This window comes from Nocardia australiensis (assembly GCF_020733705.1).
Classification (GTDB): Bacteria; Actinomycetota; Actinomycetes; order Mycobacteriales; family Mycobacteriaceae; genus Nocardia; species Nocardia australiensis.
In genome coordinates, this window is sequence record NZ_JAJFZM010000006.1 from 122,496 (window position 1) to 134,989 (window position 12,494).

At 63.4% G+C, this 12,494-nt stretch carries 14 protein-coding genes and 1 pseudogene; 8 read left to right on the forward strand and 7 right to left on the reverse strand.

Features of this window, described 5'->3' with window-relative positions; translation table 11 throughout:
- Window position 1 precedes the first annotated feature (1 nt).
- Window positions 2-628 (forward strand): TetR/AcrR family transcriptional regulator, encoded by a 627-nt coding sequence (locus LKE06_RS23995; protein WP_228001628.1) that lies wholly within the window; start codon window positions 2-4, stop codon window positions 626-628.
- Window positions 629-883: 255 nt separating this feature from the next.
- On the opposite strand, the gene LKE06_RS24000 is transcribed toward LKE06_RS23995, so the two are convergent.
- Together LKE06_RS24000 and LKE06_RS24005 are read right to left on the reverse strand one after the other, a co-directional pair.
- Window positions 884-1,267, reverse strand: coding sequence for an SHOCT domain-containing protein (locus LKE06_RS24000; RefSeq protein ID WP_228001629.1), 384 nt, complete (start codon window positions 1,265-1,267; stop codon window positions 884-886).
- A 483-nt stretch (window positions 1,268-1,750) separates the two neighbouring features.
- Window positions 1,751-1,957 carry a hypothetical protein gene (locus LKE06_RS24005; protein ID WP_228001717.1) on the reverse strand — a complete coding sequence of 69 codons (207 nt, stop codon included), beginning with the start codon at window positions 1,955-1,957 and terminating at the stop codon, window positions 1,751-1,753.
- 229 nt (window positions 1,958-2,186) lie between these two features.
- Between LKE06_RS24005 and LKE06_RS24015 the strand changes: the two genes are divergently transcribed.
- Both LKE06_RS24015 and LKE06_RS24020 read left to right on the forward strand, forming a co-directional pair.
- Window positions 2,187-2,816: a DUF4203 domain-containing protein gene (locus LKE06_RS24015; RefSeq protein ID WP_228001630.1), complete on the forward strand. Its 630-nt coding sequence runs from the start codon at window positions 2,187-2,189 to the stop codon at window positions 2,814-2,816.
- Window positions 2,817-3,011: 195 nt separating this feature from the next.
- The gene (locus tag LKE06_RS24020; protein WP_228001631.1) at window positions 3,012-3,527 is read left to right on the forward strand and encodes a DUF6924 domain-containing protein; all 516 of its coding nucleotides are present in this window, start codon (window positions 3,012-3,014) and stop codon (window positions 3,525-3,527) included.
- 46 nt (window positions 3,528-3,573) lie between these two features.
- On the opposite strand, the gene LKE06_RS24025 is transcribed toward LKE06_RS24020, so the two are convergent.
- Entirely contained in the window at window positions 3,574-4,239 is a 666-nt protein-coding gene (locus LKE06_RS24025; RefSeq protein ID WP_308188427.1) for a class I SAM-dependent methyltransferase, read from the reverse strand.
- A 154-nt stretch (window positions 4,240-4,393) separates the two neighbouring features.
- Window positions 4,394-5,347, reverse strand: coding sequence for an AraC-like ligand-binding domain-containing protein (locus LKE06_RS32955; RefSeq protein WP_228001632.1), 954 nt, complete (start codon window positions 5,345-5,347; stop codon window positions 4,394-4,396).
- 173 nt (window positions 5,348-5,520) lie between these two features.
- Here LKE06_RS32955 and LKE06_RS24035 point away from each other — a divergent pair, with 173 nt between their 5' ends.
- Window positions 5,521-6,054, forward strand: a complete 534-nt coding sequence (locus LKE06_RS24035; protein ID WP_228001633.1) for a cupin domain-containing protein — start codon at window positions 5,521-5,523, stop codon at window positions 6,052-6,054.
- A 103-nt stretch (window positions 6,055-6,157) separates the two neighbouring features.
- The gene (locus LKE06_RS24040; RefSeq protein ID WP_228001634.1) at window positions 6,158-6,988 is read left to right on the forward strand and encodes an alpha/beta fold hydrolase; all 831 of its coding nucleotides are present in this window, start codon (window positions 6,158-6,160) and stop codon (window positions 6,986-6,988) included.
- A 110-nt stretch (window positions 6,989-7,098) separates the two neighbouring features.
- Here LKE06_RS24040 and LKE06_RS24045 read toward each other — a convergent pair whose 3' ends face one another.
- Window positions 7,099-8,280 (reverse strand): acyl-CoA dehydrogenase family protein, encoded by a 1,182-nt coding sequence (locus tag LKE06_RS24045; RefSeq protein WP_228001635.1) that lies wholly within the window; start codon window positions 8,278-8,280, stop codon window positions 7,099-7,101.
- Between the two features lie 277 nt (window positions 8,281-8,557).
- Window positions 8,558-9,424, reverse strand: a complete 867-nt coding sequence (locus LKE06_RS24050; RefSeq protein WP_228001636.1) for an IclR family transcriptional regulator — start codon at window positions 9,422-9,424, stop codon at window positions 8,558-8,560.
- A gap of 592 nt (window positions 9,425-10,016) precedes the next feature.
- Here LKE06_RS24050 and LKE06_RS24055 point away from each other — a divergent pair.
- Window positions 10,017-10,904, forward strand: a complete 888-nt coding sequence (locus LKE06_RS24055; RefSeq protein ID WP_228001637.1) for a class I SAM-dependent methyltransferase — start codon at window positions 10,017-10,019, stop codon at window positions 10,902-10,904.
- A 263-nt stretch (window positions 10,905-11,167) separates the two neighbouring features.
- On the opposite strand, the gene LKE06_RS24060 is transcribed toward LKE06_RS24055, so the two are convergent.
- Complete coding sequence (locus LKE06_RS24060; protein ID WP_228001638.1) at window positions 11,168-11,488, reverse strand: hypothetical protein; 321 nt, start codon at window positions 11,486-11,488, stop codon at window positions 11,168-11,170.
- A gap of 361 nt (window positions 11,489-11,849) precedes the next feature.
- Between LKE06_RS24060 and LKE06_RS33310 the strand changes: the two are divergent.
- A pseudogene (locus tag LKE06_RS33310) lies at window positions 11,850-12,132 on the forward strand (hypothetical protein); the annotation flags it as partial.
- Window positions 12,133-12,140: 8 nt separating this feature from the next.
- Entirely contained in the window at window positions 12,141-12,485 is a 345-nt protein-coding gene (locus LKE06_RS24065) for a hypothetical protein (protein ID WP_228001639.1), read from the forward strand.
- Window positions 12,486-12,494: the final 9 nt, after the last annotated feature.

The following is a 12,494-nucleotide window of genomic DNA, read 5'->3' on the forward strand; positions in this document are numbered from 1 at the left end:
CATGACGACCGGACCCGCCGCTCGCCGCGGCTCGCTACGCGACGAACAGAAACGCCTCACCAAAGCTCGGATCGTCGAAACGGCACGCACCCTGTTCGAGACCCAGGGCTATTCCGACGTCCGCGTCGACGACATCGCCGCCGCAGTCGGCTGCAGCAGGGCGACGTTCTACCTGCATTTCACCGGCAAGCCGGAAGTGCTGCGCGCCATTGCGAACGAAGGCACGCTGACCAGCGTCCAGCTGTTCTACGCCGACCTCGACCGGGTGCTCACCACCGGTTCGCGCGCCGAGTTCGGCGACTGGATGACCCGCGCGCTCGACTGGTTCTTCGCGAACAAGGACATGCTGCCCGCCTGGGACGAGGCCACCGCGGTCGAGCCCGAGTTCCGCGCGGTGGCACGGGAGGGCATCATGACCCTGGCCAACAGCATGCCCGCCTACCTCGCTCGCTGGCCCGAACAGCGCCGTGACGAGGCCCGGTTGCGGATCGAACTGCTGGTGGCCCAGCTCGAACGGTTCTTCACCCGCTGGGCCATGCAGGGCACCATCGACGTACCTGCCGCGCAGGCCGCCGCGGTCCTCACCGACGTCTGGTTCCCCGCGCTGCAGACGCCGCCCGAGAAGTAGCCGCTATCCCGTGGGCCAACCACCGTTGCGCTGACGCTGGTCGTCGTCCACGAGGCGCTCGATCCCGAGTTCCTCGGCGGACACCGTCGGGCGGATGATGCCCGTCGCGGATCGCGCACAGGAACATGCCCCCTGCCCGCAGGTGAGGTATAGGTGATGTCGGTCAGCCAGGCCACGTCGGTCGGGGCGCCGTGGTCGAAGACGCGGTCGACCGGATCCGGTGGGAACGACGAGCCGAATCCGTCACCGACAACGTCAGCTGAGGGCTTTGGCTTTGAGCGAGGCGAATTCCGCTTCGGTGATAGTGCCGCTGTCGAGCAATTTCCTGGCTTCGGCGATCTCCTGGGCGGGTGAACGACCCGCGGTCTCCCGGATGTAGGAATCGGTCTGCTGCTTTTCCCTGATATGGGATTCCCTGGCACGTTCGGCCATGCCTTTGCCGCGAGCGATGAGATATACCAGCGCGGTGATATACGGAATGATGATGAGAAGCACCATCCATACGGCTTTGACCCAGCCCGAGGTCTTCGAGTCACGCCAGAACAGGTCAACCAGAATCGCGAACAGGATCATCAGATACGCGACGAAGGCGAAGATCAGCAGCGTCGTCCACACGACGTCCCAGAACGAATCCCACATGGCTAGTTGCTCCTCAATCGAGGCGGATATAAGCGGAACGAGGCGCTGCGGTGCGACTGCGGTCGGCGGAGTGTTCGAGTTCCGGTGAGATCGCCGCCGATTCGGCCTTCAGTAGAGATCGGTTATTGCGCACCGCCCTCGACCTTCGACGCGTGCCGCTCCTAGGCGTACCAGGAACGCTATGAACTCTCCCGAGGTCGCACCTCACCCGATTCGGGTGAATTGTGTCGGTCACGCACGCAGGCTCATTTCACCCGAAATGTGTCGCAGGGTGACGTCGATGACTTTGGCGCATCGTGCGGCCGGTCGCGTGCCGCGGCGGCGATCTGGCCTGCCCACAGCGTCGACAGTGCGTTGACCACCATGGGTGCGGCAACCACTGTGTGGCCAGGGCAGTGGTCAGGTCCATCAACTTCGGTGAGGCTTCCGCCGCCGGAACGCTCGACGCGCGACCGTATGCGGGCACCCCATGCCGCCGGAAATTCACCCGCAATGGGTGAGCCCGATCGACCCCACGTTTTCTAGCGTCGAACAGTCCACGATGGAGTTCACCGCTAGGACGTCGGCGCCCGAGGAAGGAGCGTCCATGCGAATCCCTGACTGCGCGTCAGCGGGTTCGCCGGTGCCGTCATGGTCGATTCCATGTGGGTTGATCGTGCTGCTGTCACTGGCCGCGATGGTCGTCACCATCGCAGGACTGAAATCGTTCGCAGGAATGGTCGGTCCGACGTTTCTGGCGTTTGATGCTGACGGTGGCCCTACAGCCGGTCCAGGGCTGGTGCAGCGCGGCGCCGCTGCCTCAAACAGGTGCGCTTAAGTCGAACAACGACGAATCCACGGCGGTACCGAAAGATCGGTAGGAAGCGGGTAGCCCGACAAAGGGCAGCGCCGGAACGGCTGGCGGCGAAAGGGAGTCCGGATGAACGGCGTTGTAGTAGCGGCGGTCGGTGCGCTCCTGTGTTTCTACGGAATACGATCGGTGCACCTCGGAATCCTGGCGATCGGGTTCGGACTCGGGTGGTTGATCGCAGACATGTTCAACCCCTCGTTCTGGGTCCTGCTGCTGTTCGGGCTCATCGGGGGACTGTCGGCGTGGGTCATCACCACACTGGTCTTCCGGTTCGCGACCTACTTCATCGGCGGACTCACCGGCGCGATGGCCGGCGCGAAACTAGCCACGGTCCTACAACCCGGAGAAAAGAACTGGGCATTGAGCATGATCGTCACGCTCGCAGTATGCGTGGCGGGTGCGTTCCTGGCGGAAAAGTTCCGCGCTCGCGCACTACTGTGGTTGACCTCGATCGGTGGCGCCAGCATGGTGCTCAGCGGCCTGGGCCGGATGAGCGAATCGCTGTCGTTTCTGCGCGCCCCGGCCCCAGGATGGCAGCAGGTCTCAGCAACCCTGGCCTGGATAGCCCTATCGGTGGCAGGATGGATCGTCCAGCGTCACATCTTCGCCGAGAAACTAGGAATCCAGCGCCTCGCCGACGACGGCGACGATCCTCCCGGAGGGATTCGCAATACCGGCGGCAAGTGGCCAAGTAGGTGACAGACGAATACCGCAATACCGACCACGCTCACCTGAGCGCGCTCCGGACTGGCCAGACCGCAGGGCCGGCAGGCCGAGTATGCACCGAAATCTCGATCGGAGACCCAGTCCGCCAGTGGGTCCGGCAGCTATTCGCACGGTCGCGTAGCCAGGCTCGGGATGCGGGTAGGCTTCCTGCCCGTGAGGTTCGGTCCGGTGGCGGTTACTGCATTGGCCGTGATTGCGTTGGCCGTGTGTTCGGGCGATAAGGGACCGACCTCGGCGAGGCAGGAAAACGTGATGCTGCTGCTGCCAGACGGCGAATCATTGTTCATTAGAACCGATTTCGCCGACGATGACGACTGGGCCGAAACTCTGGACGCGGCCACGCAGCCGTGGGATCTCGGTGGCGGGATACTCGCGTACGCGGGCATCACGCCGGTCGACGACCGTCGCTTCGAAGCGCTGACGGTGGAGAAGTTGGAGAGCCTTCTTCCCGCGCCACCGCCCTACTACCTGTTCCTGGTTGACAAGCGAGCGGTCACCGATCCCGAACATCCGATTCTCGTCGTGGATACGAGCCGGGGGAACGCAGACGTGGTGGGCTTTCAAACTTTCCGCGTGGTACCCAGCGAAATGCCGGCTGTAGAGAACAACCTGTCGCTGGCGAACATGGACTTCGAGGACTTCTCCACCAATGTCGACGCGGATGGAGTGTTCCGCGGCTTCTGATGCGGACCCTCCTGCTTCATTTCCTATCGCGGCCGACCTGGTCCGCTCAGCCCAACCGGAGTCGATAGACGATGAAGCTCGGAATACCGGTCAGTGGACCGAGATCGTCGGGGAACCGCTCCACAGCACCCGGTGATGGCTGCGCCTCCGCAATCCCGTCGATCACGAAACCAGCCGCCGAAAACTCCGCCATCGCGGCGGCCAGCGGCCGTCGCCAGAAGTGCTGGGTCACCTCGACAGTGGCTTTCGTCCACGTGTCGGAGAGGAGCTCTGTGTCGAAGTATGTGCCACATTGACCAGCGAGGGCCGGCGCGAACGGGTGGTCGACGGAAAGCACTACCCAGCCACCTGGGCGCAGGATCTGGGCGAAGGAACGAAGTGGGACCTGCCAGTCGTATAGGTAGTGCAGCACAAGCGAACTGGTAATCCCGTCCACTGACGCAGGAGCCAATTCCAACGGCTGCGCGAGATCGGCCTCGAAGAAATGGCCTCTGCCTTCGCACCTGGCCCTGGCTTCGACGACCATCACAGGGCTCAGATCGAAGCCGATAACATCCGCGCCCTCTGACAGGAGCCACTCACACTGGGCTCCTGCCCCACAGCCCGCGTCGAGGACTGTCAGTCCGTCGAGCGGCCTGGGAACCAACGACCGAAGCGCCGGTCGCTCGAGCCAGCCGTTATAGGGGCCGTCATCTGTGGTGGCAGACCACACCGTCGCAAGTCGATCGTAAGCCTCACGCGTGCGAAAAGAGTGCTCTGACTGAGTAATCCGTTCCATGCTCATGTGTTCAATGATGGGCCACTCGTGCGGTGAGTCAGTCTCAGTGGCTTGCCCGGAAATTGTCTGTGTGGCACGGCGGGGCGACCTACCGGTGCCGGATGTCGCGGGGGCTGACGCCGAAGCGCAGACGGAAGGCAGTACTGAACGCGCTCGCCGAGCCGAAACCCAAGCTGAGACCGAGGGCCGCGATACTCCAGTCGCGATACACGGGACTGGACAGGCGTGAATACGCCAGTTGCAGACGTTCTTCCTTGATGATTTCGCGAAGGGTGGTATCGGCGTGCTGGAGCGTTAGTTGGATTTGCCGCAGCGACCAGCCGAGGGCACGCGCGATTGTCGCACCGGTCAGCTCGGGGTCGTCGGCGTGGGTTCGAACGTAGTGTCGGACAGCGATTTCCAGATCCGCGAGATGGCTCGGTCCGGTGGGTTGCTCACCGACGATGTGCATGCACAGCAGCTCGACAAGGCGCGCCGCGGCGGTGTCGAACTGGTGCTGGGTGAGGACGGCGCCCTCGGCGAACAAGCCGGAGGCGAGGTCGGCGACAACCCGACCCAGGCCCGAGGTGAGGTCAGTGGGCTGGACCGGCCGTGCGCCGCGATCCAAGCGGGCGGCGACCTCGCGCCGCGGGATGGTCATCAGCATGCCTTTGGTGGCCTCGTCGAGAGCGAAGGCGAAGGGTTTGTCGATGGTCACCAGGCAACCGACCCCAGGTGGCAGGCGCGCGTAATCGCCTGCCTGCCAGAGTCCCATGTGCCCGTTGATAGGCAGCAGCAGCCGGTAATCGTCGTCGGAGTCAACGCGCGCGTGTCCGGCCGTGCGGTAGTAGGTCACCGCATCGGACTCCCAGCCGACGAGCTGATAGTTGGCAGTGCGCCGCACCGTGGTGCGGCCGTCGAAATTGCTTCGGCGCGGAAAGGTGTAGCCGAGGCGGCAATGGTAGGAGTTGATCACTTCGGACCAATAGTCCGCGCGTTCCCCCGGTGTGACGGCGTGTGTCGTCGCGGATTCGACGAATACGGCTCGGTCTCGCACCGGCACCCACTTTCCCTACCTTGTGGTGGTGTGACCACAGGATAGAGCGTCTCGGCGCGGCCTGGGCAGGCGACAGTGTGCGCGTCACCGCAAATTTGCTGCGCCCACCGACAACTGAGGTACCCGCAGCGCCCATATCGTCACCAACCAAGACCACCACCGACACTGAGGGAGCAACTATGCGCAGGATAGTCATGGGCCGCAATGAGTCCGGCGCAACGCGGGTCATTTCCGACGAAAGCGTCGAACCGATCACCATCGCACTGATGCCAGGAGCGCAAGTGCACCGGATGTGGGAATTGGACGAGGCACCGACGCTGCCGGTAACCGCCTCGCAAGGGCCCGCGGACGGCATGTTCTTTCCCGGTCCCGGCGGCCTCCGCTTCGGTTTCATTTCCGTTCCTCCCGGCTTGACATATGAACCCCCTGCGAATCTGCCTGCCGAGGCCATGGTCGCCGCCGTCGCGGAGGCTGACGAGAAGCTTCCCGGCATGATGGCCACCTTCAACGAGACGATGCCGGGCGTGCATACGACCCAGACCGTCGATTTCGTGGTTGTGGTGTCCGGCGAGGGCCTGTTGCGCACCGACGATGGGGGCGAGGTGCCGCTGCATCCCGGTGACTGCGTGATCCAGAACGGTTCCGCGCACGCCTGGTTCAACAACGGCACGCAACCATTCGTTTTCTGCTACAGCCTCGCCGGCGCCCACTGAGCGACACCGGCCCACACCTGACGGAACAGTATCCGCCGCAGCGTCTTTGGCGGTGCTGGGCCCGATGTCGAGTGGAACCGCAGAGTGGAACAAGGAGTCATTGATGAGTTTTCCGCCCTTTGTCGAACAGGCGGTGGCCACTGTTCTGGGCACTGTTCGTGTCCGAGTCACCGGCTCGGGTCCGGCCATATTGTGCTGGCCCAGCCTATTGATGACCGGCGATATGTGGACCGCGCAAGCCGAATACTTTTCAAAGCACTACACCGTGATTCTGGTCGATCCACCGGGCCACGGAGGCAGCGAACCATTGTCGAAGATATTCAGCTTCGATGAATGCGCCCAGTGCATTATCGACATCCTCGATGCACTGCAGATCGAGGTGACGCACGTGCTCGGCAACTCCTGGGGCGGAATGATCGGCGGGACGTTCGCCGCGCGCCATCCCGATCGGGTCGGGAGCGCCGTGCTGATGAATTGCACCGCCTCGCCCGCCGGGCGCAGGCAGCGGATCGAGTTCGGTGCGTTATTGCGCTTGGCCAAGATACTCGGTGGGTTCCGCGGACCGCTGACGCGCTCTGCGTTGACCGCTTTTCTCGGACCGACGACCCTACGCACGAGACCCGATGTCGTGACGTTCGTTCGAAAGTCCGTGCGGTCGGCCGATGTCTCGTCGGTTGCGTACGCCATCGAGTCGGTCGTGCCGGCTCGTGTCGATCAGCGAGCGTTGTTCGCGACGATCACGACCCCGGTCCTGGTGATTGCCGGCGTCGAGGACGCGACCTTTCCCAATGCCGAGACCCGCGCGATGGCCGACGCGATACCCAACTCGACGTTCCAGGTACTCGACGGCGTCGCACATCTAGCCGCCCTCGAAAACCCACCCATGATCAATGCTTTGATCGAGGACTTCCTGCCCGAACTTCCCCCGAGGTAGCGCGGCCACCCGCACTTGACGTGGTCTGGCGCGATGCTCTCGGCCGGGCGCATTCAATGTGGCGGGTGAGATGCCTCAGGGCCGGCACCGACTCTGATCCAGCGGCGCGTTCAGATCATCGCCCGCAACGGACCTTGCGGCTCGACACCGAGTGCGCTCAGCGACGCGGCGTGGTACACCGTGCCCGGGCCGTGAATGGCGTGGTGCAGACCGGCATGCGCGTCGCGCCAGTACCGCTGAAGCGGTTTGTCCATGCGCAGCGCGGCTCCCCCGCACCGTGGATATATGTCGTCAACCGCGCGCACCGCCTGCCATGCGGCACGTACTTGGTCGCGCCGCCCGGCGGCTCGGCGCTCGAACGTGACCTCCTTGCCCGCATCGACAAGATCCCAGATCTGCTCTGCGTTGGTGATCAGCCCTTCCCGCGCCGACTTGATTTGCGCCGCCGCGTCGCCCATGACATACAACGTGTAGGGGTCGTCCTTGACAGCAGTTCCTTGCGCATTGATGCGCTGCCGCTGGTAGTTCATCGCCTCGGCCAGCAGACCTTCGCAGATTCCGATCGTGGCGGCAGTGATACCGAGTGGGAACATGCATGACCACGGCATCCGGTACAGAGTCTGAGACAACCCGGCCTCACGGACCAGGCTGCCATCGAGCAGACGGTCGTATTCCATAACCCGGTACTCCGGAACGAACGTATCCTCGATCACGAGATCCTTTGAGCCAGTACCCTTCAGGCCCACGACATCCCACGAGTCCGCGATAATCGAGTATTCGCCGCGCGGAACAACGACGTGCAACATGGTCGGCGGATTGACAACGTTGCCGTCCGGGTCGCACTTCATCGCACCCAGAAATGCCCATTGGCAATGGTCGGTTCCCGAGGAGAAGCTCCAGCGGCCGCTCATCCGGTAGCCGCCCTCCACTGGGATCGCCGAGCCGTTCGGCATGTACGGTGACGCTATCCACGTATTGTCGTCTGCACCCCAAACCTCCTCTTGCATACGAGAATCCGCCATCGCAAGCTGCCATGGATGCACACCGACGACACCGTGCACCCAGCCTGCGGGCGGATTGAGCGCCGCCACGGCCATCACGGTTTCGGCGAATTCCCGCACGCCGGCCTCGAGGCCGCCGTGCGTCTTCGGCTGCAGCATCTTCACCGCCCCCGCGGCCTTCATCGTTTCGACGGTTGAATCAGTAAGGCGCCCTAGCTGATCCGCCTCCGGTCCGCCCTTACGCAGGTCGTCTTGATGCTCCATGATTCGATCGAGGACCGACTCGGTCATCGCTTACTCCTATGTTCGCTGAAATGGATCGACACTTCGATCGAGGGCCCACGGCGCTACGGCACAGCCGTACTCGATGTCCCAGCCACCGGGTGCGCGGACAGGCTCAGCACATCGAATGCCAAGGCACGCCAGCGATCCGGATCGGGTGGTCTGAATATTGATGTAGCCGAGGCTCTTGATCTCCGGCATGTGCTCATCCTTTCCGCGGGGGCGTAGATAACGCCCTACGCGCAAGCCGTGGAAAGGAATGATGCTGCTGCGCTGTGATCGATTCCTACAGCCGCTCCCGCTCATCGGAAACGCAGCGGAAATCGAGCTGCGATGTCACCGGCGAGGTAAGGTCTCGGGCCAACTCATCTCGTGAATCGATCATCGGGTTCACAGTTGCGGCCCGCGTGATCCTGTTGGCCACAGCGCGCAACGGGTTGACGAGTTCGTTTCCGATTTGCCGGAGCGGGCCGCAGATCGAAATCGCCGCTGTGGTGGTGTATCCATCGCTCGTATTGGCGTGCCCTGCGCTGACTGTCGCCGCGACGCACCCGATCTCGACCAATGCTTCACCGCGGTCGAAGGCTACCCCGTCGTTACGAACCTTGACGATTTCCCGAGCGAGTTCGTCGCGGTCGGTGATCGTGATAGGTGTACTGCGTTTCATCGAGTCGAATCCGGGATGTTTGAGACACCTGTCAGGCTCGGCCGCCAGCAGTGCTTTACCCAAAGCTGTGCGGTGCGCCGGCTGTCGCCCACCGATGCGCGTCGGGACACGACCACCGGTCGTGCCGGGCAGCTTATCCCAGTACACGACGTCGCTACCGTCGAGATACGCGAGATGTACAACCAACTGCGTACGTTCCTGCAATTCGGCGAGATACGGGTAAGCGATGCGATGGAACCAGTGATTTCGCACGGCTTCCGAGCCCAGCTCGAATATCCGAGTGCCCAGCTCGTAGCAGTCCCCCACCCGCAGTAGCCACCGGAGCTTCACCATACGTTCGAGGAGGCGGTGCGCAGAGGAACGCGGGATCCCGGTCGCGGCCGATATCTGCGAAAGTGTCATATAGCCTTCGAGCTCGACGGCCCCCAGCACGAGCTCGACCCGTTCGAGCTGCGAGACCGGTGACTCCGGCTCTTTCGGTACCACTTCCATCCTCCGACCAGCGCTTGTTCATTGCCGCGCGAGAATCGGCGGCAATCACATACGTCCATTCTGGCGCTCGAGGCCACTTCTTGACCCACAGTTGGAGATCAACCCTCGATTTATCGCGGATCTGGTGGCAGCCGTCCACAACTGGAGGCAGAGCAATAGCATCCCGCCTCGACCTGCTCTTCGGTGATCTTGCGCGGGGCGCCGAGACGCGGATCGTCGCTCAACCCATCAATCCGCTTGTCCAGGAACCGCTTCCGCCACTCGGTCACCGTCTGCGGTCAGATCCCCAACTCGACGGCCACCTCCTTGTTCGACCGCCCACCCGCCTGGGCGCACCCAGCAGCGTCTCACGCTCGTCCTCGGACAAAACCACATGTTCTTTCAAGCGACCAACTCCAACCACGAAACCGGAACTTGCATCAGTGAGGAGGCGGCCGGGGCGGCATAGAATACCGAACAGTCGGGTGTTCATGGCTGGTGCGGGCGAGCAATTAGATGAGGGCTGCGAGTCCCTGACGCCTTTCGACATCCTGCCTGTTAGTTCTCACGTCCACATCCAGCAACAAGATCGGAAGGTGGTTGGGTTATGCGAACTGATGGAGACACGTGGGACATAGTCAGTAGTGTGGGGCGCACCGCGTTGGGGGTCGCGACGTTTCGGGCGTTGGAGACGGCCGATCCCAATCCGTTGATCCGCGACGATTACGCGCCGCTGTTCGTCGAGGCCGCAGGTGAACCGCACTTCATCGGGTTGTTGGCCGACCCCTCCGCGCTGGCCGGTACGCCGCTGGTTCCCGGGTTCATGGGTTTTCGGACGAGGTTCTTCGACGAGTTCTTTTTGTCGGCCGCCCAGGGCGGGGTGCGGCAGGCAGTGATCATGGCCGCGGGGCTGGATGCGCGGGCGTACCGCCTCGACTGGCCGGCGGGTACCAGGGTGTTCGAGGTCGACCAGCCGAAGGTGTTGGAGTTCAAAGAGAAGGTGCTCACCGAGCACGATGCGCGACCGAAGGCTGATAGACGAGCGGTGGCGGTAGACCTGCGGGATGAGTGGCCTACTGCCCTCGAAAAGGCGGGCTTCGACCCCGACAGGCCTACCGCATGGTCGGCGGAAGGGCTGCTGCCATACCTTCCCGGTACGGCGCAGGACGCATTGTTCGAGCAGATCGACGAGCTGTCCGCGCTCGGCAGTCGCGTTGGTGTAGAGAGCTTCGTGGCGGGAACCGATGTCGAACGCTTCGCGACCGTCGAGTCGAAGTATTTCGACAAGAACCTGTTCGGCGATATCGACCTGACCGAGCTGTTCTACGACGACGAGCGGGCCGATCCGGCGCAGTGGTTGGCCGAAAGAGGCTGGTCGGTACGGGCTTTCAGTCCAGCCGAGCTGGCCTCAGCCTACGGTCGATCGGTTCCGGAGCTTCCCGACGAGCTTGCCGAGCTGTGGCAGCGGCCGAGGTATCTGACCGCGTTGCGTTAGCCTCGCGAATATCTGGGCCTGCCCTCCCATCGGCGTTCGAGGATTGAGACCCGCTGTGGTTGCGGGCTGGTTCCGGTGTAAGTGATGATCGAGTCCGACCGCCTCCCACTTCAGGTCACCACCAGCTCGTCGCGGGCCCGACTGGCGGCGAGATCACGGTAGTTTTCGCCGACCGAGATCCTCACCGCGATATGCAGGCTTTTTGCGGTAGTCCGATAGTTCAGCGTGAGTCGATCCGAGCGACGGCCTGAGGGTAGCTCGGGTCAGCGAACCGATCGGGTCTCGGGTGGAAGCCAGTTCGCGAGTCCAATGATCTCCGCGGCGATTTCGGCAATAGAACGGTCATCGGTCGCGACTCGGTGGACCTGGCGCGGGCAACCGCTGTTCAGTCGGTGAGCCATGGTGGCACTGCGTTCGAAGTGCGCGTCAAGAGCAGAACCTATCTCACGCTGAGAAAGACGTCGGAGAGCAGTATCGTCCGTGCAGGTCAGCAGGACGCTGATGACATTGGGGCTATCCCCCATAGCTGCGGTCAGCTGGTCGATCACCTCACCCAGAACACAGGCTGTGTTGGTGTAGATCATTCGCCGATACCCGAGCGCGCGATAGTTGGCCCACATCCCAGCGAGGTTCCGCTCCGCCAGCCCGTGCTCCCATGTCGGCGGGTGCGCCATATCGAGAAAGTCGCCCTCGATCAGGCAGTGTCGGACTCCGGCAGCCGACAGCTGTGCATGAATCTCGTTGCCGACACTGCTCTTCCCCACACCGGACCGGCCCCCGATGAACAGCGCTTCGGTTGGCACGCCCAGGTCTGAATTCACTTCGTCCATCGCTTGCCAACCCTACTGCCACCGCCGACACGCGCCCTCCCATCGGCATTTGCCAGTGTTGTCCCGGGCGTAGGCGGCGCCCTCCCCCGCGAACTCGGTTTCGCCTCCGTGGTCGCAGACCCCGCTGTGCACGTGCCTGTCGGCGGTGTTGCTGGTCGGACTGCTGCTCAACAGCCTGACCGGCTAGGCTCGTGGGCAGACCGATCGCCGCGCTGGTAGTCGCCGGCATCGTGTGCCGCCGTAGCGCCCCGCGCGGCGACACCAGCTGCCCGTCACCGGCCGCCCTCGCCGCCGCTGATTGCTGGCCCGGCGCGGACGACAGCGGCCGCTGTGACCGACCGAAAGGCATTGTGATGTCCCGGATTCCGAGCTCGGCCCGTTCCGAGTCTGCGGCATGATGTCGGCGTTGGACAGCCCCCGAGGCGAGACGATCAGGGTCGAGGTCTTGCTTGTCGCCGACTGCGCCAACCGGCAGCTCGCCCTCGACCGGTTACAACGGGCGCTGACCGAAGTCGACATGAGCAATATCGCCATCACTACCAGGATCATCGCCGACGAGGCCGAGGCCGAGCGAGCGGGTTTCACCGGTTCCCCGACGATCCTGATCGATGGCCGCGACCCCTTCGCCGAACCCAGTGCTGCCACCACGGCGGCAGCCTGCCGGATCTACCACGGCCCCAATGGCCCATCCGGAGCCCCGACGGTGGAACAGCTGAAACAGGCCCTACGATCCACCCGAGCTGCCGACTGATTCACATGA

What these genes read in the sequence shown, in the direction of transcription:
- LKE06_RS24040 (WP_228001634.1), top strand. Translation starts at nt 6,158, where the DNA reads ATGAGTTTTCCGCCCTTTGTCGAACAGGCGGTGGCCACTGTTCTGGGC.
- LKE06_RS24045 (WP_228001635.1), bottom strand. Translation starts at nt 8,280, where the DNA reads ATGACCGAGTCGGTCCTCGATCGAATCATGGAGCATCAAGACGACCTG.
- LKE06_RS24055 (WP_228001637.1), top strand. Translation starts at nt 10,017, where the DNA reads ATGCGAACTGATGGAGACACGTGGGACATAGTCAGTAGTGTGGGGCGC.
- LKE06_RS24015 (WP_228001630.1), top strand. Translation starts at nt 2,187, where the DNA reads ATGAACGGCGTTGTAGTAGCGGCGGTCGGTGCGCTCCTGTGTTTCTAC.
- LKE06_RS24005 (WP_228001717.1), bottom strand. Translation starts at nt 1,957, where the DNA reads ATGGTGACGACCATCGCGGCCAGTGACAGCAGCACGATCAACCCACAT.
- LKE06_RS23995 (WP_228001628.1), top strand. Translation starts at nt 2, where the DNA reads ATGACGACCGGACCCGCCGCTCGCCGCGGCTCGCTACGCGACGAACAG.
- LKE06_RS24035 (WP_228001633.1), top strand. Translation starts at nt 5,521, where the DNA reads ATGCGCAGGATAGTCATGGGCCGCAATGAGTCCGGCGCAACGCGGGTC.
- LKE06_RS24000 (WP_228001629.1), bottom strand. Translation starts at nt 1,267, where the DNA reads ATGTGGGATTCGTTCTGGGACGTCGTGTGGACGACGCTGCTGATCTTC.
- LKE06_RS24060 (WP_228001638.1), bottom strand. Translation starts at nt 11,488, where the DNA reads ATGATCTACACCAACACAGCCTGTGTTCTGGGTGAGGTGATCGACCAG.